At 68.3% G+C, this 26,288-nt stretch carries 21 protein-coding genes and 1 rRNA gene; 6 read left to right on the top strand and 16 right to left on the bottom strand.

Annotated features, from left to right (window positions below; all coding sequences use genetic code 11):
* The 4 genes from BLQ10_RS02405 to BLQ10_RS02390 form a co-directional block, all read right to left on the bottom strand.
* A 16S ribosomal RNA gene (locus BLQ10_RS02405) occupies positions 1–158 on the bottom strand; the annotation flags it as partial.
* A gap of 497 nt (positions 159–655) precedes the next feature.
* The gene (tyrS, locus tag BLQ10_RS02400; protein ID WP_091557859.1) at positions 656–1,969 is read right to left on the bottom strand and encodes a tyrosine--tRNA ligase; all 1,314 of its coding nucleotides are present in this window, start codon (positions 1,967–1,969) and stop codon (positions 656–658) included.
* Positions 1,970–2,065: 96 nt separating this feature from the next.
* Complete coding sequence (locus BLQ10_RS02395) at positions 2,066–4,294, bottom strand: HelD family protein (protein ID WP_091557855.1); 2,229 nt, start codon at positions 4,292–4,294, stop codon at positions 2,066–2,068.
* 149 nt (positions 4,295–4,443) lie between these two features.
* On the bottom strand, positions 4,444–4,965 hold the full coding sequence (locus BLQ10_RS02390; protein WP_091557853.1) for an adenine phosphoribosyltransferase: 522 nt from the start codon (positions 4,963–4,965) through the stop codon (positions 4,444–4,446).
* A gap of 173 nt (positions 4,966–5,138) precedes the next feature.
* Between BLQ10_RS02390 and BLQ10_RS02385 the strand changes: the two genes are divergently transcribed.
* Complete coding sequence (locus BLQ10_RS02385; RefSeq protein WP_091557850.1) at positions 5,139–5,756, top strand: GNAT family N-acetyltransferase; 618 nt, start codon at positions 5,139–5,141, stop codon at positions 5,754–5,756.
* 6 nt (positions 5,757–5,762) lie between these two features.
* On the opposite strand, the gene BLQ10_RS02380 is transcribed toward BLQ10_RS02385, so the two are convergent.
* Together BLQ10_RS02380 and BLQ10_RS02375 are read right to left on the bottom strand one after the other, a co-directional pair.
* Positions 5,763–6,362 (bottom strand): hypothetical protein, encoded by a 600-nt coding sequence (locus tag BLQ10_RS02380; RefSeq protein ID WP_091557849.1) that lies wholly within the window; start codon positions 6,360–6,362, stop codon positions 5,763–5,765.
* A gap of 71 nt (positions 6,363–6,433) precedes the next feature.
* A complete protein-coding gene (locus BLQ10_RS02375; RefSeq protein ID WP_091557846.1) occupies positions 6,434–7,126 on the bottom strand; it encodes a DNA-3-methyladenine glycosylase in 693 nt (230 codons plus the stop codon).
* A gap of 90 nt (positions 7,127–7,216) precedes the next feature.
* Here BLQ10_RS02375 and BLQ10_RS02370 point away from each other — a divergent pair, with 90 nt between their 5' ends.
* Together BLQ10_RS02370 and BLQ10_RS02365 are read left to right on the top strand one after the other, a co-directional pair.
* Positions 7,217–8,752 (top strand): AlkA N-terminal domain-containing protein, encoded by a 1,536-nt coding sequence (locus tag BLQ10_RS02370; RefSeq protein ID WP_091557844.1) that lies wholly within the window; start codon positions 7,217–7,219, stop codon positions 8,750–8,752.
* Entirely contained in the window at positions 8,749–9,267 is a 519-nt protein-coding gene (locus BLQ10_RS02365) for a methylated-DNA--[protein]-cysteine S-methyltransferase (RefSeq protein ID WP_091557843.1), read from the top strand. The genes BLQ10_RS02370 and BLQ10_RS02365 overlap by 4 nt, the downstream gene beginning before the upstream one ends.
* A 48-nt stretch (positions 9,268–9,315) precedes the next feature.
* Here BLQ10_RS02365 and BLQ10_RS02360 read toward each other — a convergent pair whose 3' ends face one another.
* The 10 genes from BLQ10_RS02360 to argC form a co-directional block, all read right to left on the bottom strand.
* Positions 9,316–10,053 (bottom strand): maleylpyruvate isomerase family mycothiol-dependent enzyme, encoded by a 738-nt coding sequence (locus tag BLQ10_RS02360; RefSeq protein WP_091557841.1) that lies wholly within the window; start codon positions 10,051–10,053, stop codon positions 9,316–9,318.
* 58 nt (positions 10,054–10,111) lie between these two features.
* Positions 10,112–10,633 carry a pyridoxine/pyridoxamine 5'-phosphate oxidase gene (locus tag BLQ10_RS02355; RefSeq protein ID WP_091557840.1) on the bottom strand — a complete coding sequence of 174 codons (522 nt, stop codon included), beginning with the start codon at positions 10,631–10,633 and terminating at the stop codon, positions 10,112–10,114.
* A 137-nt stretch (positions 10,634–10,770) separates the two neighbouring features.
* On the bottom strand, positions 10,771–12,261 hold the full coding sequence (gene argH, locus BLQ10_RS02350) for an argininosuccinate lyase (RefSeq protein ID WP_091557837.1): 1,491 nt from the start codon (positions 12,259–12,261) through the stop codon (positions 10,771–10,773).
* Positions 12,258–13,463, bottom strand: a complete 1,206-nt coding sequence (locus tag BLQ10_RS02345; RefSeq protein ID WP_091557836.1) for an argininosuccinate synthase — start codon at positions 13,461–13,463, stop codon at positions 12,258–12,260. Before BLQ10_RS02345 ends, argH begins: the two co-directional genes overlap by 4 nt.
* A gap of 98 nt (positions 13,464–13,561) precedes the next feature.
* On the bottom strand, positions 13,562–14,092 hold the full coding sequence (locus BLQ10_RS02340) for an arginine repressor (protein WP_091557833.1): 531 nt from the start codon (positions 14,090–14,092) through the stop codon (positions 13,562–13,564).
* Complete coding sequence (gene argF, locus BLQ10_RS02335; RefSeq protein WP_091557989.1) at positions 14,092–15,105, bottom strand: ornithine carbamoyltransferase; 1,014 nt, start codon at positions 15,103–15,105, stop codon at positions 14,092–14,094. Before argF ends, BLQ10_RS02340 begins: the two co-directional genes overlap by 1 nt.
* Positions 15,106–15,113: 8 nt before the next feature.
* Positions 15,114–16,424, bottom strand: coding sequence for an acetylornithine transaminase (locus BLQ10_RS02330; RefSeq protein WP_254785366.1), 1,311 nt, complete (start codon positions 16,422–16,424; stop codon positions 15,114–15,116).
* 119 nt (positions 16,425–16,543) lie between these two features.
* Positions 16,544–17,500, bottom strand: a complete 957-nt coding sequence (argB, locus tag BLQ10_RS02325) for an acetylglutamate kinase (RefSeq protein WP_091557832.1) — start codon at positions 17,498–17,500, stop codon at positions 16,544–16,546.
* Between the two features lie 44 nt (positions 17,501–17,544).
* Positions 17,545–18,711: a bifunctional glutamate N-acetyltransferase/amino-acid acetyltransferase ArgJ gene (gene argJ / locus BLQ10_RS02320; protein ID WP_091557829.1), complete on the bottom strand. Its 1,167-nt coding sequence runs from the start codon at positions 18,709–18,711 to the stop codon at positions 17,545–17,547.
* On the bottom strand, positions 18,708–19,751 hold the full coding sequence (gene argC, locus BLQ10_RS02315) for an N-acetyl-gamma-glutamyl-phosphate reductase (protein ID WP_091557828.1): 1,044 nt from the start codon (positions 19,749–19,751) through the stop codon (positions 18,708–18,710). Before argC ends, argJ begins: the two co-directional genes overlap by 4 nt.
* 257 nt (positions 19,752–20,008) lie before the next feature.
* Between argC and BLQ10_RS02310 the strand changes: the two genes are divergently transcribed.
* The 3 genes from BLQ10_RS02310 to BLQ10_RS02300 all read left to right on the top strand — a co-directional run bounded on the left by BLQ10_RS02310 (position 20,009) and on the right by BLQ10_RS02300 (position 26,285).
* Positions 20,009–21,112: a fatty acid desaturase family protein gene (locus tag BLQ10_RS02310; protein WP_254785353.1), complete on the top strand. Its 1,104-nt coding sequence runs from the start codon at positions 20,009–20,011 to the stop codon at positions 21,110–21,112.
* 178 nt (positions 21,113–21,290) lie between these two features.
* Positions 21,291–22,256, top strand: coding sequence for a quinone oxidoreductase family protein (locus BLQ10_RS02305; protein ID WP_091557823.1), 966 nt, complete (start codon positions 21,291–21,293; stop codon positions 22,254–22,256).
* 96 nt (positions 22,257–22,352) lie between these two features.
* Positions 22,353–26,285, top strand: coding sequence for a Pls/PosA family non-ribosomal peptide synthetase (locus BLQ10_RS02300; RefSeq protein WP_091557821.1), 3,933 nt, complete (start codon positions 22,353–22,355; stop codon positions 26,283–26,285).
* The last annotated feature ends 3 nt before the right edge of the window (positions 26,286–26,288 follow it).

Raw genomic sequence — 26,288 nt, 5'->3', positions numbered from 1 at the left:
GTTTCCCAGGCTTATCCCAGAGTTAAGGGCAGGTTACTCACGTGTTACTCACCCGTTCGCCACTAATCACCGGTGCAAGCACCGGGTCATCGTTCGACTTGCATGTGTTAAGCACGCCGCCAGCGTTCATCCTGAGCCAGGATCAAACTCTCCGTTGAAGAAAATCAGACGCTACCGGCGCCCCCGGGAAAACGGGATGCACAGGCTGCACAAAATTTGAAACCAGCCAAAAACACCAGACCACACCACGGGGTGGCGGGCCCGGCAAATTCAACCAATTCAATACAATAAATTGGTATCAACAAACTTGGCACACTATTGAGTTCTCAAACAACAGACACATTCGAATACTTGCCGAAACAATTCATTTCCATGAATTCTTTATTTCGTCTTTCTTCGCTGCGATGTTTACAGCTTATTTCATTCATTTCCACTTTGCAAATTCACGATTTTCATCCGAATTTCACTTTGTGGAGCGAATCCGCCCAGCAGAATTGAAGCAATTTCCATTCTGTGCGCCTAGCGCATGAAGAATTGCTTCTCATTTGTGGGGGTTTATCACCACTCAACGGCGGCGACTCAGAAAACAATACACGCTCCTCCCCGTCCGTGCAAATCGGCCGGGGAGGAGCGTGCAGGGTGTTTTCGAAGCTGATCAGGACGCGGCGACTTCCACCGTTGCCAGGTTCTTCTTGCCCCGGCGCAGGAGCAGGTAGCGCCCGTGGAGCAACTGGCTGGCCGCAATAACGGCGTCGGGGTCGGACACTTTCGCATTGTTGACGTAGGCCCCACCCTCCCCCACGGTGCGGCGTGCGGCGGACTTGCTCTCTGAAAGACCGGAGGCGACCAGCAGCTCGATGATGCCCAGGGCGCCGGCGTCGACAGTGGCCGACGGCAGCTCGGAGGTCGCCGCCTTCAATGTCGCTTCATCCAGCACGGAGAGATCGCCGTTGCCGAACACGGCGGCCGACGCTGCGATGACCTTCTCCGTGGCGTCCACGCCATGGACGAGTGAGGTCACCTCATATGCCAGTTTTCGCTGGCCTTCGCGGGCGAAGGGCCGTTCGGCGACCGCGAGCTCCAGAGCCTCAATCTCGGCCCGGCTGAGGAAGGTGAACACTTTGAGGCGGTCCGCGACGTCGGCGTCCGACGTGTTCAGCCAGAACTGGTAGAAGGCGTACGGGCTGCACATGGCCGGATCCAGCCAGATCGCGTTGCCCTCGCTCTTGCCGAACTTCGTGCCGTCAGAGTTGGTGATGAGCGGCGTTCCCAGGGCGTGGACGTGCTTGCCCTCAACCTTGCGGATGAGCTCGGTGCCACTAGTGAGGTTGCCCCACTGATCCGAGCCACCGGTCTGCAGCATGCAACCGTGGTCGCGGAACAACTGCAGGTAGTCCAGGCCCTGCAGGATCTGGTAGCTGAACTCCGTGTAGCTGATGCCTTCCTCGGAGCTGAGGCGGGACGCGACGGCGTCCTTGCGGAGCATGGTGCCGACACGGTAGTGCTTGCCGATCTCGCGCAGGAAGTCGATGGCGCTCAGGGGCGCCGTCCAGTCCAGGTTGTTGACCATCCGGGCGGCGTTGTCGCCGTCGAAGCTCAGGAAGCGACGGACCTGGTCCTGCAGGTAGCCCACCCATTCGGACACGGTGTCCTTGGTGTTGAGCGTGCGTTCCGCCGTCGGACGCGGATCACCGATCAAGCCCGTGGAGCCGCCCACCAGTCCGAGCGGTTTGTGGCCGGCCAGCTGGATCCGGCGCATGAGCAGCAGCTGGACCAGGTTGCCCAGGTGCAGGCTTGGCGCGGTCGGATCGAAGCCGCAGTAGTACGTCATGGGGTCGCCGGCGAGCAGCTTTTCGAGCTCCGCCTCGTCCGTGGAGACGTGGACAAGGCCGCGCCATTTCAGCTCCTGCCAGATATTGGCAAAGCTGGGGTCGTTCTGCTGGGCATCGAGAATATTTAGCTGGGACACGGAATCTAAGTTAGCAGGATCAACAGACCCGCACCGCAGTTGACGCCGTGCGCACGGCTGCCGGACAGCCATTGCTGTCCGGCAGCCGGAGCGGGCCTACTCTTCGATGCCTGCCGGGACGCCGGAGGCGGCGATGAGCCGCAGGCGCTGCGTGGGCCGGGTCATGGCAACGTACAGGTCACCCACCCGGCCGTGCTCATGGTTGAGCATGTCCGTGGGTTCCAGGACCACGACGCCGTCGAATTCCAGTCCCTTTGCCTCGCGGGGACTGATCACCACGATGTCCTGCGCGTAACTGCCCGCTCCGGTCCCGACACGGTGGCCGTACACGGCCCGCAGCGCCGCGCTGGCCTCGGGCAGAAGCTCGCCGTCGGCGATGACCGCCATCAGGCCGCCCTCGATGGCGTCCAGTTCCTCCGGAAGCACCTCGACGAGCTTGTTGACGATCTGGCCCCTGCCGACACTGTCGATAACCGGCGACCAGCGTCCTTCTCTGACGGCCTTGGGCGCCGAAACCACCAGTCCGGCCGCCGTCGCCATGCGGGCCGCGGCCTCGGCGATCTGGGACGGGGTGCGGTAGTTGACGGTCAGTTCCTCAAGCTGCCAACGGTCGCCGAACATCGGTCCCAGTGCGCTGTGCCAGGAGTTGGCGCCGGCGACGGAACTTGTCTGGGCGATGTCGCCCACGATCGTAAACGACTTCAGCGGGCAGCGGCGGACCAGCAGCCGCCACTGCATGGGCGACAACTCCTGGGCTTCGTCCACCACGATGTGCCCGAAGGCCCAGGAACGGTCCGTGGTGGCCCTCTCTGCAGCGGTCAGCCGCGTCTCTCGCTCCTGGTTCTGATCCACAAGCTCTTCGGCCGTGACGAGGACGTCCACACCGGCGGTTTCCATGTTGACCAGGGTCTGCTTGGCGTTGGCGAGGTCGCGGGCACGGTCATGTTCCTGCTGCGCGAGTCCCCGTCCGGCGGCGGCATCAAGCTCGCCGAGCAATTCGGCTGCCTCGTCGAGCAGCGGAACGTCGGACTCGGTCCAGGGCGAACCGGCAGGACGGAGCAGCAGCGCGCGTTCCTCCGGGCTGAGGTTCGGCGTGCATGCCTCGAGGATGGCCGGCTTGCTCAGCAGCTCCCCCACGAGCTTCTCCGGGGTCATCGGCATCCAGCACAGGTTCAGGGCGATCCGGACATCCCGGGCGGAGCGGACATCCTCCGCCAGGTAGGAGCGGTCGGCGTTGTTGCCGATGTTGCCGGCTTCCACAAGTTCCGTCAGCTGCTCGGTGAGTTCGCGGAGCAGGATCTTGACGAAGGAGACGCGGGCCTCGTTGTGCGGTTTGCCCGTGGCGCGGGCCCTTTCCTTGGCGCGGCGGACCTGGCGCGGTGTGAGGACCAGCTTGCGGCCGTCGACCTCAAGGATCCGGTTTCCGGCCGGTATGCGCTGCCGGTTGGCCACGGCATTGGCGACCACCTCGGCCATGTCCAGCCGGCCCTTGATGGCGGCGACGGCGGAGTCCGGCTCGGCAACGGCGGTGATGCCCGGCATGAGCCGGCCCAGGCTCGCCATCACGACGCCGGTCTCGCCGAGCGAGGGCAGCACGCGTTCGATGTACTTCATGAAGGACGACGTCGGCCCCACCAGCAGGACGCCGGCGCTCTTGAGCCTGTCCCGGTGCGTGTAGAGCAGGTACGCGGCGCGGTGCAGGGCGACAGCGGTCTTGCCGGTGCCCGGACCGCCCTGGACGACGAGGGCGCCGGAGATGGAGGAACGGATGATCCGGTCCTGCTCGGACTGGATGGTGCCGACGATGTCGGACATCCGGCCCGTCCGCTTGGAGTTCAGGGCCGCCAGCAGGGCGCCTTCGCCCTGGAGCGAATCGTTGTCGGCGAGCATGTCGGCGTCGAGGACGTCGTCCTCGATTGCCTTGACCTCGCGGCCCTGCAGGATCAGGTGCCGGCGGCGGCGGACGCCCTGCCGGTCAAACGCCGTGGCCTGGTAGAAATGGCCAGCCTCGGGCGCCCGCCAGTCCACCATGAGCCGCTGCAGGTCCTCGGTGGTCAGGCCGATGCGGCCGATGTACTGGGCCTCCCCGGAATCCAGGTCGAGACGGCCGAACACGAGCCGGTCATCGACGGCGTCGAGCTGGGCGAGGCGGTCCTCGTAGAGGGCCGCGAAGGCATCGCGCTCGGAAACGTTCTGCATGGTGCCCACGGCACCGGCACGGCGCACCTGGGCCAGCTGGGTGCGCTTCTCCGCCCGCAACTCATCGAGCCGGGCGTAAAGTCCGGCCACATAGTCGCGTTCATGGGCCAAATCAGCGTCGTGCATCGAACGTTCCCCTATCGAAAAAGACGGACCCACCATTCTACAGCCATTTCGGCGGCCACGGCTGTTATATGTCGCCGAACAATGCCAAGGCAGTCTTCGTCAGGGAATTCTACCGACACGTCCCGGATGGTCCAGCCTCGGAGAGCCCGTTACAGCCGCAGCAGGGACCGGACGTCATGGCCGGTCAGCGCCGCACGGCCGCCGAGTTGGTCCAGTTCCATGACCACGCCGACGCCGGCCACTTCGACGCCGCACCGCTCAAACAGCCGTGCCGCGGCGCCGAGCGTGCCGCCGGTGGCGAGCACGTCGTCGAGGATCAGCACCCGGCTCCCCGGCGCCAGATCCGTGGTGTGCAGCTCGAGGGTGGCGGTGCCGTACTCCAGGGCGTAGTCCTCGGAGAACACTTCGCGCGGCAGTTTACCGGCCTTGCGGACCGTGATGACTCCGGTCCCAGTGGCGTAGGCGGCGGCCGCCGCGAGCAGGAAGCCGCGGGCTTCCACTCCGGCGACGGCGTCGAACTGGCCCTGGAACGGTCCAACCAGGGCATCGACGACGGCCCCGAACGCGGCGCCGTCGGCGAACACCGGGGTCAGGTCCTTAAAGCTGATTCCGGGTTTGGGATAGTCCGGGATGGTGGCGCACAGGCTTTTGATCAGCTCATCCACCGGCATTGCAGTCTTCGTCAGGTTCGGCTCGCTTTGATTCACCCATCCACCTTACTGGCTGGTAGCGGGACGTCCGCCGGGGCCGGCGGCCGCGGGAGAACCCATCAGTCATCTAATGTTCACGCGGGCGGCGTCGGATTCGCCGGTCCCGTCCACCCCGCCGGTGATTGAATGCTCCAATGCGACACGAAATCGTCCTCTCCGGCCATGGGGTCCGACTGGTTCCGCTGGCCCCGCATCACGCGGCAGACCTCTTTGATTTTGTAGATCCCGGCATGTGGGCGGGCATGGCGGCACCCCTGCCGGGAACGAGCGGCGACCTGGCAGTACTGTTCCAGGCACGGCTGGACGATCCCGCCACCATCCCGTTCGCCGTGACCGACGGGCGCACCGGCGCCCTGCTGGGCACGACGTCCCTCCGCGACTACGTCACGGCCCAACAACGCCTGGAAATCGGCGGAACTTTCTACGGGCGGCAGTTCTGGGGCAGCCACGTCAATCCGGCGAGCAAGCACATGCTCCTCGCCTACGCCTATGAGGTACTGAGAGTGCACCGGGTGGCCTTCCGCTGCGATGCCCGCAACACCCGGAGCGCTACGGCGATCGAACGGCTCGGCGCCCAATTTGAGGGGACCCTCCGCGGCCACCGCGCGGCGCCCGACGGCGGCCGCGCGGACACCGCCGTCTTCTCGATCCTCTCCCAAGAGTGGCCGCAAGTGGGCGAAGACCTTCGGCGCCGTCTCGCCCCCTTCGCCGTCAGGGCCGACTACGGGCTCAGCAGCTTCGCCGCCTTCTAGAGGTCCCTAGTCCTCGGCCGTTGGAGGCTCGGCGTCGCCGCCGGGTTCCGGCGGGCGCAGGAGTTCGTTAGCAAGCCCGTAGGAGACGACGCCCAGCGCTTTTTTGAGGGCGCGCTCGGCATCGAACCGTCCGGCCGCCACGCTGCTCAGCCGGGTATAGTCCTCGGCCCACCCGGACCGGCGGAATCTATCGGCGTCACCATGCAGGAGCCGTCCGTAGAGGACGTCCTCGAACAGGTCGTGGTCATCCAGGGCCATTTCCGCCATCAGCGCCTGGCGGTCCCGGATCATCCCGTTCGTGAACAATCTGGCCGCTTCTGCCGAGCCTTCGGTTATCCGGACGTCCGCCGAGTAGTTGCACAGGCGCAGGGCCCTCACTACGAGTTTGAGCGAAACGTGTTCTTCCGGAACGATGAATTTGCGCAGCAGTGCTGCACGGAAGAGCTCAACCCAGTGCCTGCGCTCTGCCTCGACGGAGTCCACCGCGACCTGCCCACCGTCCGGTGTGAACAGTTCGACCATGCGGAAGTACTCGGTGGCCAGCTGCGCAAAGATCTGGAGCCGTTCCAGCTCGCTGCCAGGTTTTCCGCGTTTCCCCTCGCCCATAATGCTCCATCATCCCCCGCCGCGCGTGCCGGCATCACGGTGCATGCACGGTGTGTGCAGTGCCTGCCGCGCTACGCGCCGCGGGCGTTTGGCGCCTTTGCCGCCTTGTAGCGGGAGACGGTCGGGTCGCCGCTGAGCCAGAACCGCCAGGGGTAGTCGTGGCTGCCGCCGGCGCCGGAGACGCCGACGCGCGGGCCGGAGCTGATGCCTGCCGCGACCACTTCCGGCGGGTGCGCGGGCGGTTCCAGCCGGAAGGGCGGCGCGAGGGCGTCCCGCCCGCTGTCCGCCGTCGTCAATCCCAGCGCGGTGGCAAGCCGGGCAGGCCCGCTCGCGAGGTCGATGTCCGATTTCGACGTCGGGCGTCTGGCCCTGGCCAACTCATGTCCCGCAACCACTTCGCCGGCCCGCAGCAGCAGCGCCGACGCCACGCCCTCGGGCCCGCACACGATATTGGCGCAATGGTGCATCCCGTACGTGAAATACACGTAGAGGTGGCCGGCCGGGCCGAACATCGGCGCGTTGCGGGCCGTTTGGCCGCGGAAGGTATGGGATCCGGGGTCAGGGTGGCGCGAATCATGCGGGCCGAGGTACGCCTCCACTTCGGTAATCCGGATCGAGACGGAGCCGTCGCGCCCGTCGTGCGTCAACACGGCGCCGAGGATCAGCGGCGCCACGTGCCGCGCATCGGCCGAGAGCAGCTCCCGGAGCGACGCAGCCGTGCCTGTAACCGTGCCGGGCTGGGCAGGAAGCGGGCTCGAAGTCATGCTCAGACTTTAACAAACGCCGCCCCAGGCCCACACGGCCGTGTCCGAATTCCGCTAGCAGGTGGTCAGCGAAGCTGGCAGGATGGGGTCATGGACTTCTGGCAGCGCTACCGGGCAATCGATGCCCGGGACACCCGATTCGACGGGCAGTTCTACACCGCTGTCCGGACCACCGGCATCTACTGCCGTCCCTCGTGCCCCGCGCGGACGCCCAAGGCGGACAACGTCACGTTCTATGAGACTTCCGCTGCCGCGCACGACGCCGGCTACCGGGCCTGCAAACGCTGCCTGCCCGAGGCCGTGCCCGGCACGCCGGCCTGGAACGTGCGCTCCGATATCGCCGGCCGGGCCATGCGGCTCATCAACGACGGCGTGATCAATCGCGACGGCGTCGAGGGGCTGGCGGCCCGGCTGGGCTACTCCTCGCGCCAGCTCAACCGGATCCTCAGCCACGAACTCGGCGCCGGTCCGCTGTCCCTGGCCCGGGCGAGCCGCGCCCAGACTGCCCGCACCCTGCTGGTCTCCACCGTCATGAAAGTCTCGGACATCGCCTTCGCCGCAGGATTCAGCAGCGTGCGCCAGTTCAACGAGACCATCGGCGAGGTCTTTGCGATGACGCCCTCCGCGCTCCGTGCCACAGCGCGGCATCACCGCTCCCCCGCAGCGACCACAGCGCTCACGCTCAATCTTCCGTACCGCGAACCGTTCGACCCCGGCGTCTTCGACTTCCTCGCCGTCCGCGCCATCCCCTGGATCGAGGAAGGTACCTCCAGTTCCTACGCCCGGACCCTGCGGCTGACGCACGGCGATGCGCGCTTCCGGGTGGATTACGACGCCGGGGCGCCCGGGCGTCCGCTCGTGCTGACCATCGGCGCCGTCGATCTCCGGGACCTCGCCGCCCTGCTGAGCAGGGTCCGCCGCCTGCTGGACCTGGACGCCGATCCCGTCGCCATCGATGCCGCCCTCGGCGCCGATCCCCGCCTGGCCGCCACAGTGGCGCGCACGCCGGGCATGCGGATGCCCGGCGCCGTTGATCCGCAGGAGCTGCTGATCCGGGCCATGATCGGCCAGCAGATCACGGTGGCTGCCGCGCGGACCGCCCTGGTCCAACTTTCCGCGGCCGGGAGCGCGAGCCTGGTGCCCGACGACGGCCTCCACCGGCTGTTCCCGACGGCGGCCCAGATTGCGGAGACCGGCTTCGAACTGCTCCGTGGCCCGCAGCGGCGGATCGATGCCGTCCGCGGTGCCGCCGCCGCGATGGCCTCGGGCGACCTGGACTTCGGCTACGGCGATGACGTGCACGGGCTGGAGGCCAAGCTCCTGCCGCTGGCCGGCGTCGGGCCGTGGACCGTGGGATACGTCGCGATGCGCGTCATCGGCGCGCCGGATGTGTTCCTGGCCAACGATGCCGCGGTCCGCAACGGCATCCGGTCGCTCGCCCAAACCCCCGACGGGGCCGCCCCGGCCCCCGATTTCCGCGAGGTCAGCCCATGGCGCTCCTACGCCACCATGCACCTTTGGCGGGCAGCAGCGGCTGCCCAGGCCGCGGCGCGCGCGCTGTCTCTGCATCAAAAACAGGCTCCGAACCAGACTCCTAACCAGACTCCGACGAAGGCGAAACCATGAAAGCCCAGTTGTTGACCATGTCCACCCCGGACGGTCCTTTCACCATCATTGCCCGCGACGGCGCAGTTCTGTCATCGGGCTGGACCGCCGTTCCCGGCGAGCTGACCGGGCAGATCCACGTGGACCTGCTGCCGGGCGAATTCGAAACCGTTACCGGGCTCGGCGCCATCTCCGAGGCCGTGGAGGCGTTCTACTCCGGCGATCCGGAGCCGGCCATGTCGGTCCCGGTGCTGCAGAAGTCCGGTCCCTTCCGCAGCCACGCGTGGGACGTGCTCCGCACGGTCGCTCCGGGGCGCCCCGTGACCTACACGGAATATGCGGAACTCTCCGGCAACGCCAAGGCCGTCCGCGCGGCCGCCAGCGCCTGCGCGTTCAACGCGGCGGCCCTCTTCGTTCCCTGCCACCGGGTGGTCCGCACCGACGGGACGCTGGGCGGGTTCCGCTGGGGGCTGGTCGTCAAGGGCCGCCTGCTGGACCGGGAACGCGAACTCGCCCTCGCAACGGCACGGCCCTAGGCCTGCACGGGCCCAGGCACCGCGCCGGGCGAGGGATGGACCGAGCAGTCAGTTCTTGACGGGCACTCCGGCAGGCCACGGCAACAGCTCCGGAAGGTCAACGCCGTCGGCCGCGGCCGTAGCGCGCAGGCTGCCAAGGGTGGGCGTGCGGCCGGCGAGCCACGCGGCGATGTCTGTGAGCATGCCGTTGATCACCGTCGATGTTCCGCCGCTCCCGATGGCCACCGCGGGCAGGCCGAGCGGCTGCAACACGAAGCGCTGGCCCTCGGGCACCCGGGCCGAGAGGAAATCGAAGAGGTGCCCGCAGAAGGGCCGGCTCCAGGTTTCCGGCCCGTGGCCGGTGCCGAGATCGGCCGCATGGATGACGAGTTCGCGCCACAGCGCCAGGCCGCCGTCGAACACGACTCCCCCGCGGTAGGTGATGGGCTCGCGCCAGCCCGCAGCGTCGAGGGAGTCGAAGGCCCGCAGGGCCCTGCCTAACGCTGAGTCGAGGTCGGCCCGGTGCTGGGCGAGGCTGTGGCCAGCCGCCATGTCGATGGCGCGGTTTCGCCCCTCGAAGCCGCCGTCGTAGAGCTCCACCCCCTCACCGCGGGCGGCGTATTCGAGCTGGCGGCCCATCGCGTTGGCGATCCCGCAGACGTGGGCCAGCACGTGCCCGCGGCTCCAGCCGGGAAGTTCCGACGCCGCTTTGATGTCCTGTTCCGTCAGTTTCGTTGCGATTCCGGCCACGACGTCGGCGGCACGGTGCAGTTCGGCCCGAAGGTTATCTGGTGTGATTGAGGTCATGGCGCCCATCCTAAACCGGGCCACCCAATTAACTCGGATTAACTGAGCGGAAACCCGATCAGCGGGACGCGTAGCGGTGCCGGATGTGCCGGCGGTCATGCCGGGCCTGCCAGAATTCGATTTCGCGGGGCCGGATCGCGTACAGCTGCCAGTCCGGGTTCTCGCCGCCGTCGGCGCCCGGCCGGGCCTGCCAGTCCGCGGCCGAGGCCTCCGCGGACAGCTCCACGACGTCCCCGGCCACCCGCACTTGGCGGCCTTGCCGTTGCCAGAAGAAGTTCAGCGCCGCGTGCGGGTTGGCCGCGAGCTCCTGGCCCTTCCGGGATCCCCGGGAGGTCGCAAAGTGCCAGCCGTCGGCGTCGATGTCCTTCAGGATCAGCATCCGCGACGACGGCCGGCCCTGCTCATCGGCGGTGGCCAGGCTGCAGGCGTTGGGCTGCGGCACCCCTGCCGCCAGGGCTTCGGCCAGCCACAGCCGGAACAGCTCGGCCGGGTCCGCGGACGCTGAGGCCGGATCGAAGTCCGGGAGCAATTCGGGGAAATCGGGCAGGGCACGCAGCATTTGGCGGAACGATTCGCTCATGCCGCAATGCTAGCGGGGAGTGTTCGGCGGCAAACGCACAACGCTCCCTCACTTTGGCAGGAAATCCGCCGACGCCCCTGCAGGCAGTGCGGGAGCGTCGGCGGAAACGCTGCGGGAAGTGAGGGAGCGTGTGGTTGCTACCCCGCGTACTCCCGGACGCCCGCGAGCTCGCCCTCGAGGGCCAGCAACTGGCGGTCGACGGCGGCCGGTGCGGTGCCGCCCTGGGAGTTCCGGCTGTTGAGCGAACCCTCAGTGGACAGGACCGTGCGGACCTCCGGCGTCAGGTGCTCCGAGATGGCGGCGTATTCCCCGTCCGTCAGGTCCCAGAGCTCGACGCCGCGGCTTTCGGCCTGCTTCACCGCGGCGCCGGAGAGCTCGTGTGCCTCGCGGAAGGGAACGCCCTGGCGGACCAGCCATTCGGCGATGTCCGTCGCCAGCGCGAAGCCAAGAGGAGCCAGCGCTGCCATCCGTTCGGTGTTGAACGTCAGCGTCGCGATCATGCCGGACACTGCCGGGAGCAGGACCTCCAGCGTGTCGGCGGCGTCGAAGACCGGCTCCTTGTCCTCCTGCAGGTCGCGGTTGTACGCGAGCGGCAGGCCCTTGAGAGTGGCCAGCAGCCCGGTCAGGTTGCCGATCAGCCGGCCCGCCTTTCCGCGTGCCAGTTCCGCCACGTCCGGGTTCTTCTTCTGCGGCATGATCGAGGAGCCGGTGGAGTAGGAATCGTGCAGGGTGACGAAGGAGAACTCCTTCGTGGCCCACAGGATCACTTCCTCCGAGACCCGAGACAGGTCCACGCCGATCATGGCCGTGATCCAGGCGAACTCGGCGAAGACGTCGCGGGAGGCGGTGCCGTCGATCGAGTTGTGCGTTGCCGAGTAGAAACCCAGGTCGGCTGCGACGGCCTCCGGGTCCAGTCCCAGCGAGGAGCCCGCCAGGGCACCGGAGCCGTAGGGCGAGACGCCGGCGCGCTTGTCCCAGTCCTGGAGCCGCTGCACATCGCGTAACAGCGCCCAGGCGTGGGCCAGCAGGTGGTGGCTGAGCAGGACCGGCTGGGCATGCTGGAGGTGGGTGCGTCCGGGCATGGCCGCCCCCTTGTGCGCCTTAGCCTGGTCCACCAGCGCGTCGATCGTGGCGAGCACGCCGCGGGCGATGATCCGGGCGTGGTCACGCAGGAACATCCGTCCCAGCGTGGCCACCTGGTCGTTGCGGGAGCGGCCGGCCCGGAGCTTGCCGCCGAGCTGGGTACCGGCGCGCTCGATCAGGCCGCGCTCCAGGGAACCGTGCACGTCCTCATCGGACTCCGCCGGCAGGTAGGCGCCGGAGGCGACGTCCTCATCGAGCTGGGTCAGGGCGGCAAGCATGCCCTCGAGTTCGGCGTCGTCCAGCAGCCCGGCCTTGTGGAGCACGCGTGCGTGCGCCTTGGACCCGGCGATGTCGTAGCGGGCCAGCCGCCAGTCGAAGTGCGTGGACTTGCTCAGCGCGGCGAGGGCGTCCGCGGGGCCGCCGGCGAACCGGCCGCCCCACAGCGCTCCCGTGTTGGTGGCTTCGGACTTCGTCCCCGGGCGCACCCCAGCCTCGCTTCGCTCGGCCGGGGACCCCTGCGTCCGGGGGCCCTGCTGCTGACTCACTTTCCTGCTACGCGGATGTCACGGCCGGAGGCAACCTTGGCGGACATGCCCCACAACTCGATGAATCCGCGCGCCATCGACTGGTCGAAGGTGTCGCCGGTGTCGTACGTGGCGAGGTCGAAGTCGTAGAGCGAGGTCTCGGAGCGGCGCCCGTTGACGATCGCCTGGCCGCCGTGCAGCACCATGCGGATGTCACCGGTGACGTAGCGCTGGGTGTCCTCGATGAAGGCGTCGAGGGAGCGTTTGAGCGGGGAGAACCACTGGCCGTCGTAGACCAGCTCGGCCCAGCGCTGGCCGACGGTCGCCTTGAAACGGGCCTGCTCGCGCTCGATCGTGATGTCTTCGAGGTGCTTGTGCGCGGTGATGAGCGCCATGGCGCCCGGTGCCTCATAGATCTCGCGGGACTTGATGCCCACGAGGCGGTCCTCGACGACGTCGATGCGGCCGACGCCCTGGGCGCCGGCGCGGCGGTTGAGTTCCTTGATGGCCTGCAGCGGGGTGACCTTGACGCCGTCGATCGCGACCGGCACGCCGGCTTCGAAGGAGATGGTGACCTCATCCGGCGCCGGCGGAAATTCCGGGGTGGCCGTGTAGTCGTAGATGTCCTTGGTGGGGGCGTTCCAGATGTCTTCGAGGTAGCCGGTTTCGACGGCGCGGCCCCAGACGTTCTGGTCGATCGAGTACGGGTTCTTCTTGGTGGTCTCGATCGGCAGTCCCTTTTCCTCGGCGAAGGCGATGGCCTTGTCGCGGGTCAGGGCGAGGTCGCGGACCGGTGCGATGCACTTCAGGTCCGGGCCGAGGGTCTGGATGCCGACTTCGAAGCGGACCTGGTCGTTGCCCTTGCCGGTGCAGCCGTGGGCGACGGTGGTTGCGCCGAATTCGCGGGCGGCCTTGACCAGGTGCTTGACGATCACCGGGCGGGAGATGGCCGAGACCAGCGGGTAGTGGCCCTGGTAGAGGGCGTTGGCCTTCAGCGTGGGCACGCAGTACTCGTTGGCGAACTCGTCGCTGGCGTCGGCTACGTAGGCTTCGACGGCGCCGCAGCCCAGCGCGCGCTGGCGGATGGTCTCCAGCGATTCGCCACCCTGTCCGACGTCGACCGCCACGGCGATGACCTCGGCGCCGGTGGCTTCACCGATCCAGCCGATGGCTACGGAAGTATCCAGGCCACCGGAGTAGGCCAGAACAATACGCTCAGTCACGAAAATGCTCCTTAGTTGTTTGGTGATGCTGTCAGTCTGGGAAAATCTGTCTGTTGCAAGCCTGTCACAAGCCCGGTGCGCCCGGTGCGTTGCGCGGCTTATTGGCCGGCTTCCTCGGCGAACTGAAGGAAGCGTGCGGCGATGTCCGCGCCGCCAAGGGGGTCCCGGGTGACAAGCAGGACGGTGTCGTCCCCAGCGATGCTGCCCAGGATCGAGGGCATCACGGAGTGGTCGATTGCGAGGGCGAGGAAGTTCGCGGCGCCCGGCGGGGTCCGGAGCACCACGAGGTTGGCCGAGGCCTCGGCGGTGACGAGCAGTTCCCCGCACAACCGGGTCAGGCGGGCGTCGAGGATTTCCTGCGTGACGCCGCTCTTGGCCGCCCGTTCGCCGCCTTCCCCCGGGACGGCGTAGACCAGCACGCCGTCCTTGCCGCGGACCCGGACGGCGCCGAGTTCCACGAGGTCGCGGGAGAGTGTTGCCTGGGTGACCTGGACGCCGTCGTCCGCGAGCAGCGCCGCGAGCTCGGCCTGGGAACGGACCGATTCGCCCGTCAGAATCGCCGTGATCCGTGCCTGCCGGGCTGTTTTGGTGGCCGGGCTGGCCCCCGGAGAGGCTGGCTGGACGGACATCAGGCCAAGCCATCCACCGGTGCCAGACCATCAACAGGTGACAGCCCCTCAACAACGGCCAGGCCGGAGCGGTGCATGAGCCAGGCCATGAGCGCCTTCTGGGCATGGAGCCGGTTTTCGGCTTCGTCCCAGACCACCGATTGCGGGCCGTCAATGACGTCCGCGGCGATCTCGTAGCCCCGGTAGGCCGGCAGGCAGTGCAGCACGACGGCGTCCGGTGCCGCGAGCTTCATCGCCGCACCGTCCACGGAATACTCCCGGAACAGCTTCATCCGCGCTTCCTTCTCCGCCTCCTGGCCCATGGACACCCACGTGTCGGTGGCAACGACGTCGGCGCCGAGGAGGGCCTCGGCGGCGTCGACCGTGACCAGCACCGAGCCGCCGGTCTCCGCCGCGCGGTCCTCGGCGGCGGCGATGATCTCCGCGGACGGCAGGTAGCCAACGGGTCCGGCGATGCGGACGTTCATGCCCGCCGTGACACCGGCCAGCAGGTAGGAATTGGCCATGTTGTTGGCCGAGTCGCCCAGGTACGTCATGGTCAGGCCCTTGAGCGTGCCCTTGTGCTCCTTGACGGTCAAGAGATCGGCGAGCAGCTGGCACGGGTGGTAGTCATCGCACAGGGCGTTGATGACCGGAACGCGGGAGTTCGCGGCCATGGCGACGAGCCCGGCATGCGCACCGGTGCGCCACACGATAGTGGACACCATGCGTTCGAGCACCTTGGCGGTGTCCTCGACCGATTCCTTGTGCCCGATCTGCGCCTCGCCGGGGTTGATGATGAGCGCGTTGCCGCCCATGTCCGCGATTCCGGTGGCGAAGGATACCCTGGTCCGGGTGGAGGTCTTGTCGAAGATGACGGCCACGGTCTGGCGGCCGTTGCCCGCCGCGGCGAAGGGCTGCACGCTGTAGGGCGCGGCCTTCATCCGGACGGCGAGCTCGAGGACCTCGGCCTGTTCGGCCGGGCTGAGGTCCGTGTCCTTGAGGAAGTGGCGGGTGGGCACTGATGCGGTCACGGCGGCGGTCACTTGGCGTCCTTTGCGGCGTTGTCACTGGAAGTGGCGGGTTGTTCGGTGGGCTGTTCGGCCGGTTGTTCGGCGGAGAGCTTCGCGGTCTCGAGCAATGCGGGCAGTGCCGCCAGGAAGCGGTCGGCCTGTTCGGTGGTCAGGATCAGCGGCGGTGCCAGCCGGATGGTGCGCGGGCCCGGGCTGTTGACGATGAACCCGGCCTCGAGCCCGGCGGCAACGACGCCCGGGGCGACGTCGGCGTCGAGGTCGAAGCCGATCAGCAGCCCCTCCCCGCGGACCTCGGTGACGCCGGCGATTCCGGTGAGGCCGGCGCGCAGGTGCTCCCCCACGCCCCGGACGTGCGTCAGGATGTCCTGGTTTTCGAGGACGTGCAGGGTGGCGAGGGCGGCCGCGGTGGCCACCGGGTTGCCGCCAAAGGTGGTCCCGTGCTGGCCGGCGGTCAGCAGGGCGGACGTGCCCGGTCCGAACGTCACGAGGGCGCCGATCGGGAAGCCGCCGCCGAGGCCCTTCGCGAGGGTCACAGCGTCGGGCACGATCCCGGCGTCCTCACTGGCCAGCCACTTGCCGGTGCGGCCGATGCCGGTCTGGACCTCATCAAGGATCAGCAGGGCGCCGGCCGCGCTCGTGGCCTCGCGGGCGGCCTTGAGGTAGCCGGGGGGCAGCGGCCGGACACCGGCCTCGCCCTGGATCGGTTCGAGGAAGACGGCGGCGGTGGTGTCGTCCACCGCCGCACGGAGGGCATCGATGTCACCAAATGGGATATGCACGACGCCGCCGGGCAGCGGTGCGAACGGCGCCCGGTACGCCTCCTTCGCCGTCAGCGCGAGGGCGCCCATGGTGCGCCCGTGGAAGGCGCCTTCGAGCGCGATGATCTTGGTGCGCGGCTTCGCTGTGCTGTCTGGGGCCGCGGCGTCCAGGCTTGCGCCGGAGTTCCGGCGCGCCAGCTTGAAGGCCGCCTCAACGGCCTCGGTGCCGGAGTTGGCGAAGAACACCCTGGAGCCGGCCGGCGCCTTGGACAGTTCCAGCAGCTTCTCCGCCAGGGCGATCTGGGTGGGGCTCGTGAAGAAGTTGGAGACGTGGCCCAGGGTGGCCAGCTGGCTGGAGATCACCGAGGTGACGAACGGGTGGGCGTGGCCGAGGGCGTTCACGGCGATGCCGCCGAGCAGGTCCAGGTACTCCTTGCCGTCGGCATCCCACACGAGGCAGCCGGCGCCGCGGACCAGGACACGCTGCGGGGTGCCGAAGACGCCCAGCAGCGAGGAGGAGTAGCGGGACAGCCACTCGGCTCCGCTACTGCTGGAAACAATTGTGGTTGCGGCGGCCTCCGCAGCGATGGGGGCCCCGCCCGCTCCGCGGTGCCCGACCACACCCGGCCCCCCATCGCTGCTGCGGCCTTCAGCGGAATGGCTCAGTTCAGTGCTGCTCACTATGCGTTCACTTCCTCGTCCGGGACGACCTGGGTGCCGATGCCGGCAGTCGTAAAGGTTTCCAGGAGCATCGAGTGCGGCAGGCGGCCATCCACGATGTGGGCGCGCTCGACGCCGTCGTCAATCGCTTTCAGGCAGGCCGCCATCTTCGGGATCATGCCGGACTCAAGGCGCGGCAGCATCTCGCGCAGCTCCGAAGCCGTCAGCGACGAGATGAGCGAGGACCGGTCCGGCCAGTTGGCATAGAGGCCTTCGACATCGGTCAGGATGACCAGCTTGGATGCACCCAGGGCCGACGCGACCGCCGCCGCGGCGGTGTCGGCGTTGACGTTCAAGACCTGGCCGGTGGTCTGCGCGCGCTGGGCACTGTCCGCAGTGCCGTCGTCGTAAATTTCCGGGGCGACGGTGGAGATCACGGGAATCCGGCCGGCGGCCACGATGTCCAGGATGCCTTCGGGGTTTACCCCGACAACCTCGCCCACGAGGCCCAGGTCCACCTCCTCGCCGTCCACCACGGTGCCCGTGCGGACGGCGCGGAGCAGTCCGCCGTCCTCACCGGACATGCCGACGGCGTACGGGCCGTGGGAGTTGATCAGGCCCACGAGTTCGCGTCCCACCTGGCCGGTCAGGACCATCCGGACCACGTCCATGGCCTCGGGCGTGGTGACGCGCAGCCCGCCCTTGAACTCTGATTCGATCCCCAGCCGGCTGAGCATGGCGTTGATCTGCGGGCCGCCGCCGTGCACCACCACGGGGTGGATGCCGACGTGGTGCAGGAACACGACGTCTTCGGCGAAGGCGCGGCGGAGTTCGTCGTTGACCATGGCGTTGCCGCCGTACTTGATCACCATGGTGCTGCCGGCAAAGCGCTGGATCCAGGGCAACGCCTCGATCAATGTGGCGGCTTTGTCTCGGGCGTCGGACTGGGATGTGGTCTCGCGTGTCTGGGTGTTCATGGTCGCCCTTCTGTTCGTCCTTACGGTTCGTCCTTCCAAGGGGATTAGCTCGAGTAGGCGCTGTTTTCGTGGACGTAGTCGTGGGTGAGGTCGTTGGTGAGGATTGTGGCCTCGGCCCCGCCGGCCTGGAGGTCGATTTCGACGAGGACCTCGCGCGGTTCGAGGTCCACGAGGTTCCGGTCATCGCCGATGCTGCCGTTGCGGCAGATCTGCACGCCGTTCATGGACACGTTCAGCTGGTCCGGATCGAACGCCGCGTCGGTGGTGCCGACGGCGGACAGCACGCGGCCCCAGTTGGGGTCCTTGCCGAAAATCGCGGTCTTGAAGAGGTTGGAGCGGGCGACGGCGCGGCTGACGATTTCGGCGTCCTGCTCGCTCGCGGCGTTGAAGGTCCGGATCGCGATGTCGTGGCTGGCGCCCTCGGCGTCGCCGATCAGTTTGCGGGCCAGCTCGGCGCAGACCTGGGTCAGGCCCGCGCCGAAGTCGACGGCGGACGGCGCGGCGCCGGAGGCCCCGGACGCCAGCAGCACCACGGTGTCGTTGGTGGACATGCATCCGTCCGAGTCCGCCCGGTCGAAGGTGACCCGGGTGGCGTTGCGGAGTTCGGCGTCGAGCGTGCCGGGCTGGATGTCGGCGTCCGTGGTGAGGACCACCAGCATGGTGGCCAGGCCCGGAGCCAGCATGCCGGCGCCCTTGGCCATGCCGCCAATGGTGAACTGTGTGCCTTCGGCGTCGGAGCCGGTGAAGACGGCCTGCTTGGACACGGAATCCGTGGTCATGATCGCGGTGGCTGCCGCGTTGCCGCCGTCGGCGGCCAGGCCGGCGGTGGCGGAACCGATCCCGGCCAGGATCTTCTCCATGGGCAGCTGTTCGCCGATCAGTCCCGTGGAGCAGACGACGACGTCGGTAGCGGAGACGCCGAGGGCTTCGGCGGTCTTCTCCGCTGTGGTGTGGGTGTTCTGGAAGCCCTGGGGTCCGGTGCAGGCGTTCGCCCCGCCGGAGTTGAGGAAAACAGCGTCCACGCGGCCGTCCTTGACCACCTCGCGGGACCAGTGCACGGGGGCCGCGGCGACGCGGTTGGACGTGAAGACCGCCGCGGCGGCCTTGGACGGGCCGTCGTTGACCACGAGGGCCACGTCCGGCTTGCCGGAAGCCTTGAGGCCGGCCGTCACGCCGGCGGCGCGGAATCCCTGCGGTGCGGTGATGCTCACGGTGCGACTCCCTGGAGGTTGAGGCCGGCGGATTCCGCCAGGCCGAGGGCGATATTCATGGACTGCACGGCCCCGCCGGCGGTCCCCTTGGTCAGGTTGTCGATGGCGCAGCACACGATCACGCGGCCGGTGTGCTCATCGAAGGCAAGCTGCATGACCGCGTGGTTCGATCCCTGGACCGACTTCGTGGAGGGCCACTGGCCCTCCGGGAGCAGGTGCACGAACGGTTCGTCGGCGTAGGCCTCGGCCCAGGCGGCGCGCAGCTCCGCGGCGCCCACGCTGCGTCCTGGCTGTTGCCGGACCTTGGCTGTCGCCGTGGTGAGGATGCCCCGGCTCATCGGTGCCAGGGTGGGCGTGAAGGAGACGGTAACCGGAGCCCCAAGCGCCTTGGAGAGTCCTTGCTCGATTTCCGGCGTATGCCGGTGTCCCCCGCCTACCCCGTAGGGGCTCATGGAGCCCATGACTTCGGCGCCGATCAGGTTGACTTTGGCGGCCTTGCCGGCCCCCGAGGTGCCGGATGCGGAGACAATCACGACGTCGTCGCCTTCCAGCAGGCCGTTGCTGAAGCCGGGCGCGAGGGCCAGCAGGGCCGATGTCGGGTAGCAGCCGGGTACGGCAATCCGGGTGGCGCCGCGGAGGGCGTCGCGCTGTCCAGGCAGTTCCGGGAGGCCGTAGGGCCAGGTTCCGGCGTGGGCGGAACCGTAGAACTTCTCCCAGGCCTCGGGGTCCTCGAGGCGGTGGTCCGCGCCGGCGTCGATGACCAGGGTCCCGGCGGGCAGCTGCGCCGCGATCTCCGCTGATGCCCCGTGCGGAAGCGCCAGGAACACGACGTCGTGCCCGGCCAGGTTATCCACAGTGGTGTCTTCTAGGATCCGGTCCGCCAGGCCATGGAGATGCGGCTGCAATTCCCCTAGTCTGGAACCGGCGTTGCTGTGGGCCGTGATGGCGCCGATGGTGACGTCGGGATGACCGGCGAGGAGCCGCAGGACCTCGCCGCCGGCATAACCGCTCGCCCCGGATACGGCAACAGAAATAGTCATAAGCACGACTATACAGCAAGAGTATGCATGGATGCCGATATTTATGCATCGATGTGCCTGTGCCTAAATGCACCCGTCCTGGTGCGCGCTTACGTAGGGATAAACCGTGTGCGGGGTGTTCCGCCGGCAGAGGATTCCGCGCCGGATCGGCGGCCCGCTGAAACCCGCGGGCTTATGCTTGGTAAAGGGTGATCCAGACCGTGCAGCTGCAAATGTCAGCTGCAACGTTGCCCGTAACAGCAACGAGGCCGGCCCCCATGACCACTATGCTCTCTCCTCCTCCCTTAGATGCAGCGCGCCCTAAATCGCGAGTCAGGCAACCCAACGCCGTCGTTCTCAGCTATTCGGAGCTGCTCAAGTCCGTGAAGGCCGCCGGTCTCCTCGAACGCCGTGTCGGCTTCTACATCACCGTGTTTTCGGTGCTCGCCCTCCTGATGGCGGCGACCTGGTTCGGCTTCGCGCTGATCGGTGACAGCTGGTTCCAGCTCCTGATCGCCGCCGCCCTGGGCGTCCTTTGCACGCAACTGAGCTTCCTGGCCCACGAGGCCGGGCACCGGCAAATCTTCGCGTCCCGCCGCGCCAACGACTGGGCCGCACGGCTGCTCGCCACGTCCGTGGCCGGGATCAGCTACTCCTGGTGGGAGCAGAAGCACGGCGCGCACCACAACCACCCGAACGTCATTTCCAAGGATCCGGACATCGCACCCGGCCCCATCGCCTTCCACCCCGAAGCCGTAGCCGACCGCCAGGGGCGCCTCGCGTTCCTGACCCGCAAGCAGGGCTGGTTCTTCTTCCCGCTCCTGTTCCTGGTGGGCCTGGGACTCCAGATCGATTCCGTGAAATTCATCGTCCGCCGGGCCAAGGTCACGCACCGCTGGGTTGAAATCCCGATCCTCGCGGTCCGGCTCAGCCTGCTGCCGGTTCTCGCCTTCTCCTTCCTGCCGCTGGGCATGGCGTTCGCCTTCATCGGTGTCCAGCTGGCCGTGTTCGGCTTCTACATGGGCGCGTCCTTCGCACCGAACCACAAGGGCATGCCGGTACTGCCGGCGGACAGCCGGGTCGACTTCTTCAGCCGCCAGGTCCTGACGTCCCGGAACATCTCGGGCGGCCGCTTCATGGACATCCTGCTCGGCGGCCTCAACCGCCAGGCAGAGCACCACCTCTTCCCTGACATGGCCCGCCCCCAGCTGGACAAGGCCGCCAAGATCGTCCGCGAGTACTGCGCCAAGCACCAGGTCCCGTACACGGAAACCACGCTGATGCAGTCGTACGCCATCATCGTCCGCTACCTCAACGACGTCGGACTCGCCGCGGGCCGTCACTTCGAATGCCCGATGGCAACGGTCACCCGCCGCTACTAAAGGACGCATTACCTTGCCGGCCGCGCAGGACCCGCCGCGTCCAAACGGCGTCACCTGACACATCTCGTAAGGCATCACGTGACGGCCAGTTACGGAGCGCCCCTTCATGGTTACCGCCGGTGTCCCTAGGATGGACGCAGGGACCGGGACAGACTTTCCCGGCCGGAAAAGGAGCCACATGATGCACGCAATCGTCGCCCGCCAGGCCGGCGGCCCCGAGGTCCTGGAGCTCGACGAAACGGCCCGTCCCGTTCCCGGGCCCGGCCAGCTGCTCGTCAAGGTCGCCGCCGCGGGCGTGAACTTCATCGACACCTACAAGCGCAGCGGCGTCTACAAGGTCAGCTACCCCTTCACGCCCGGCTCCGAGGCCGCGGGCACCGTGGAGGAGGTCGGCGACGCTGTCGCCGGGTTCGCTCCCGGCGACCGGGTAGCGACGGCCGAGGGCGCTGACTGCTACGCCGGCTACGCACTCGTCGACGAGGACAAAGCCCTCCCGGTTCCCGACGGCCTGGACGATTTCACCGCCGCGGCCCTGCCGCTGCAGGGCGTGACGGCTCACTACCTGATCAACTCCACCTTCAAGGTCGAGGCCGGCCACACGGTCCTGCTCCACGCCGGCGCCGGTGGCGTCGGGCTGCTGATGACCCAGCTGCTCAAGGCCAAGGGCGCCCATGTCATCACCACCGTGTCGACGGACGAGAAAGAGCAGCTGGCCCGCGACGCCGGGGCAGACCACGTGCTGCGGTACGACGGTTTCGCGGAGCGGGTCCGGGATCTGACCAACGGCACCGGCGCGGACGTGGTGTACGACGGCGTCGGAAAAGACACTTTCGACGCCTCGCTGGCGTCGCTGCGCGTCCGGGGCATGCTGGTGCTCTTCGGTGGAGCGTCCGGCCCGGTCCCGCCGTTCGACCCGCAGCGGCTCAACGCCGGCGGCTCGCTGTACCTCACGCGGCCGACCATGGGCCACTATCTGCGCGACGCCCGCGAACGCCGGTGGCGCTCCGACGAAGTCTTTGCCGCCGCTGCCGAGGGCAGCCTCAAGGTCAGGATCGGCGCCCGCTACTCCCTAGCCGAGGCAGCCCGTGCCCACGATGACCTTGAACAGCGCCGCACCACCGGCAAAGTCATCCTGGTCCCCTAGGCCGCACGGCAACATCATCCGTTCATCTCCTGCAGGGACAATGCGCCAGTGACCGAGCAACGACTGACCCCGAGTGAAGCCCCCGACGCCGCTACGGTGCAGAGTCTTCCGGCAACCCGTGCCACCGTTTACGAGCCCCAACTGCCCGGGGCGCTCTCCGCTCCGGCGGAGCGGACACTCATAGACATCCTCCGCGCTGCCGCCGCCCGGTTCCCGGATGCATCCGCCCTCGACGACGGCCACCGCTCGCTCAGTTACGCCCAGCTCATGGACGAAGTCCGGGCAACCGCGAGGAAACTGCACCTGGCGGGGCTGGGTGCCGGAGACAAGATCGGCGTCCGGATCCCGTCCGGCACCAACGAACTCTACGTCTCGATCCTGGCGGTGCTGCTGGTCGGTGCGGCCTACGTCCCGGTCGACGCCGACGATCCGGATGAGCGGGCCAAACTGGTCTTCGGCGAGGCCAGGGTGGCCGGCATCCTCCGCGCCGGCGGGAAGATCATTACGGACAGCAACCACCCCCGGCCGTTCCCCGGGGCCAGGCCGCCCGGCCCGGACGACGACGCGTGGGTCATCTTCACCTCCGGCTCCACCGGCACACCCAAGGGCGTTGCGGTCCAGCACCGCTCGGCCGCCGCGTTCGTGGACGCCGAGGCCCGCATCTTCCTGCAGGGCGATCCGGTGGGCCCGCAGGACCGGGTGCTGGCCGGCTTGTCTGTTGCTTTCGATGCCTCCTGCGAGGAAATGTGGCTCGCGTGGCGCCATGGCGCCTGCCTTGTTCCGGCACCCCGGGCGCTGGTAAGGACCGGTATGGACCTCGGCCCCTGGCTCATCAGCCACGGCATCACTGTGGTCTCCACCGTCCCCACGCTCGCCGCGCTCTGGCCCGTGGAGTCGCTGGAAAGCGTCCGGCTGCTCATCTTCGGCGGGGAAGCGTGTCCGCCGGACCTTGCCGAGCGGCTCGCCGTCGAAGGACGGGAGGTGTGGAATACCTACGGGCCCACCGAAGCCACCGTGGTTGCGTGTGCCGCGCGGCTCGGCGCGCCCGGTCCCGTCCGGATCGGCCTGCCGCTGGACGGCTGGGACCTCGCCGTCGTCGACGCCGATTCGCTGCCCGTCGCTGAAGGCGAGGTGGGCGAACTGATCATCGGCGGCGTCGGGCTGGCCCGGTACCTTGACCCGGTCAAGGACGCGGAAAAATACGCCCCCATGCCGTCGCTGGGCTGGGCGCGCGCCTACCGCTCCGGCGACCTCGTCAAGTACGAAGCAGAAGGCCTCATCTTCCAGGGCCGCGCCGATGAACAGGTCAAGCTCGGCGGCCGCCGGATCGAGCTCGGAGAAATCGACGCCGCCCTGCAGTCGCTGCCGCATATCGCCGGCGCCGCCGCGGCGGTGCAGACCACCGCGGCCGGCAACCAGATCCTGGTCGGCTACCTGGCCGCCGTATCGGGCCAGAACATCGACCTCGCGGCCGCGCGCGAACTGCTGGGTGAGAGCCTGCCCGCGCCCCTCATTCCGCTGCTGACGCTGGTCGATGCGCTGCCGACCAAGACCAGCGGCAAAGTGGACCGCCACGCCTTGCCCTGGCCGCTCAGCGGAACCGGTGCTGCCGAGGCCGAAGGTGCACCGCTGAACCTGCCCGATGACGCGCAGTGGATCGTGGAGCAGTGGAGCGCCGTGCTGGGAAGCCCGGTCACCAGCCTCGACGCCGATTTCTTCGCCTACGGCGGCGGCTCGCTGGCTGCCGCCCAGCTCGTGTCCGCCCTGCGCGTCCGCTACCCCACCATCACAGTGGCCGATATCTACGCGACACCACGGGTTGGCGCCCTGGTGGACGAGGCGCGCCAGTCGCTCCCGGAGGGCGGCGCAGTCGCTGCCCGGGAGCGCACCGTCCGGCCCACGGCGCGGAAGTCCCAGGCCTTCCAGACGCTCCTGGGCGTTCCCCTGCACATCCTTGTCGGCATGCGCTGGCTGACCTACCTGATGGCCGCCAACAATCTCCTGGCCGCCTTCGCCGGATTCAGTGCCGCGCCAACGATCTCGTGGTGGTGGGTAGGCGCGTCCTGGCTGGTCTTTGTCAGCCCCGCCGGGCGGATGCTGCTCTCCGTCGGCGCCGCCCGCGTCCTGCTCCGCAACGTCGTGCCCGGCACGTATCCCCGGTCCGGGCGGGTGCACCTCCGGCTTTGGCTCGCGGAACAGATCCAGGACCTCGCCGGCGCCATCAGCCTGGCCAGTGCGCCCTGGGTGCCCTATTACGCGAAGGCGCTCGGCGCGAAGATCGGCGAGAACGTCCAGCTGCACTCGCTCCCGCCCGTCACCGGACTGCTGTCCCTGGGCGCCGGGTCCAACATCGAGCCTGAAGTCGATCTGTCCGGCTGGTGGATCGACGGCGACCGTGTCCACATCGGCGCCATCCGGATTGGCCCCGGCGCAAGCGTCGGCGCCCGCAGCACGCTCATGCCGGGCGCCACGGTGGGTGCCGGGGCGCAGGTGGAGCCGGGCTCCGCTGTGATCGGAAAGATCAAGGCAGGGCAACTGGTGGCCGGGTCGCCCGCCGAGCGCCGCGGCAAGGCCCGGCACTCGTGGCCGGACTCCCCGGCCGAACACCGGCTGATCGGCCGGCTGTGGTTCGCGGGCTTCGCCGCGGCATCCGCCGTGCTGGCGCTGATCCCCTATGTCTCTGCCGCCGTCGCGGCCTTCGTGATCTTCGCGTTCATCCAAGGCAGCACCTCGCTGCCCGCGGCCCTGCCTGGCATTGTGCTCTCGATCCCCCTGGCGGCGCTGGCATGGTTCCTGACCAACCTGCTGCTGATCCTGGCCACAACGAGACTCCTCAGCGTCGGCCTCGCAGAAGGCTATTACCGGGTCCGGAGCCGGATCGGATGGCAGGTTTGGGCGACCGAGCGGGTACTGGACCTGGCCCGGGATCTGCTGTTCCCGGTCTATGCCAGCCTCTTTACCCCGGTCTGGCTGCGCCTTCTCGGGGCGAAGGTCGGCCGCAACGTGGAAGCCTCGACAGTGCTGCTGATCCCGAGCATGACCACTGTGGGCGAGGGCGCATTCCTGGCCGACGACACCATGGTGGCGTCCTACGAACTCGACGGCGGCTGGCTGCGGATTGCCCCGGCCAAGATCGGCAAACGGTCCTTCCTGGGCAATTCGGGCATGACGGCGGCCGGGCGCAACGTGCCCAAGAACTCCCTCGTGGCGGTCCTCTCCGCGACGCCGGCCAAGGCGAAGGCCGGGACATCGTGGCTCGGCAGCCCGCCCGTGCGGCTGCGGCGCACCGCCATCGCCTCGGACGACACGCGGACGTACCAGCCGCCGCAGAAGCTGAAGGTCGCGCGCGCCCTGTGGGAGCTGTGCCGGTTCGTCCCGGTTATGCTGAGCGTCGCGATCGCCGCCGGCGTGATGCTGGCCTTCGACGCGATGGCGACAATCTTCAACTACGGAATCGCCGCTGTCCTGAGCGGGGTGGTGGTCCTGCTAGCCGGGGCCGCGGCAGCGGCCAGTGCCGTGGCGGCCAAGTGGCTGCTGGTGGGCCGCATCCGCCCCGGCGAGCACCCGCTGTGGAGCTCCTTCATTTGGCGCAACGAGGTAGTGGACACCTTCATCGAGATGGTCAGCGCCCCGTGGTTCGCGCGCGCCGCCACCGGCACACCGGCGCTGGTGTGGTGGCTGCGGGCACTGGGCGCGAAAATCGGTGCGGGAACCTGGTGCGAAAGCTACTGGCTGCCCGAGGCCGACCTCGTCACTCTCGGCAGGAACTCGACCGTCAACCGCGGGTGCGTCGTCCAGACCCATCTGTTCCATGACCGTGTCATGAGCATCGACACTGTTACGCTCGATGACGGAGCCACCATGGGGCCGCACGGAGTCATCCTGCCTCAGGCCAGAATCGGCAGCGGCGGCACGGTGGGGCCGGCGTCCCTCGTCATGCGGGGCGAAACGGTCCCTGCCGGGACGTACTGGATGGGCAATCCGGTCAGCCCGTGGGACGGGCCTGCACCGCCCGCCGGGCCCCGGTAGGCC

Source organism: Arthrobacter sp. ok362, from assembly GCF_900102785.1.
Classification (GTDB): Bacteria; Actinomycetota; Actinomycetes; order Actinomycetales; family Micrococcaceae; genus Arthrobacter.
This window is presented reverse-complemented; position numbering and strand designations above follow the sequence as displayed.

Coding starts and splice junctions, on each gene's coding strand:
- BLQ10_RS02395 (WP_091557855.1), bottom strand. CDS start 4,294: ATGCACGACGCTGATTTGGCCCATGAACGCGACTATGTGGCCGGACTT.
- BLQ10_RS02390 (WP_091557853.1), bottom strand. CDS start 4,965: ATGCCGGTGGATGAGCTGATCAAAAGCCTGTGCGCCACCATCCCGGAC.
- BLQ10_RS02385 (WP_091557850.1), top strand. CDS start 5,139: ATGCGACACGAAATCGTCCTCTCCGGCCATGGGGTCCGACTGGTTCCG.
- BLQ10_RS02380 (WP_091557849.1), bottom strand. CDS start 6,362: ATGGGCGAGGGGAAACGCGGAAAACCTGGCAGCGAGCTGGAACGGCTC.
- BLQ10_RS02375 (WP_091557846.1), bottom strand. CDS start 7,126: ATGACTTCGAGCCCGCTTCCTGCCCAGCCCGGCACGGTTACAGGCACG.
- BLQ10_RS02370 (WP_091557844.1), top strand. CDS start 7,217: ATGGACTTCTGGCAGCGCTACCGGGCAATCGATGCCCGGGACACCCGA.
- BLQ10_RS02365 (WP_091557843.1), top strand. CDS start 8,749: ATGAAAGCCCAGTTGTTGACCATGTCCACCCCGGACGGTCCTTTCACC.
- BLQ10_RS02360 (WP_091557841.1), bottom strand. CDS start 10,053: ATGACCTCAATCACACCAGATAACCTTCGGGCCGAACTGCACCGTGCC.
- BLQ10_RS02355 (WP_091557840.1), bottom strand. CDS start 10,633: ATGAGCGAATCGTTCCGCCAAATGCTGCGTGCCCTGCCCGATTTCCCC.
- BLQ10_RS02340 (WP_091557833.1), bottom strand. CDS start 14,092: ATGTCCGTCCAGCCAGCCTCTCCGGGGGCCAGCCCGGCCACCAAAACA.
- argB (WP_091557832.1), bottom strand. CDS start 17,500: ATGAACACCCAGACACGCGAGACCACATCCCAGTCCGACGCCCGAGAC.
- argC (WP_091557828.1), bottom strand. CDS start 19,751: ATGACTATTTCTGTTGCCGTATCCGGGGCGAGCGGTTATGCCGGCGGC.
- BLQ10_RS02310 (WP_254785353.1), top strand. CDS start 20,009: ATGACCACTATGCTCTCTCCTCCTCCCTTAGATGCAGCGCGCCCTAAA.
- BLQ10_RS02305 (WP_091557823.1), top strand. CDS start 21,291: ATGATGCACGCAATCGTCGCCCGCCAGGCCGGCGGCCCCGAGGTCCTG.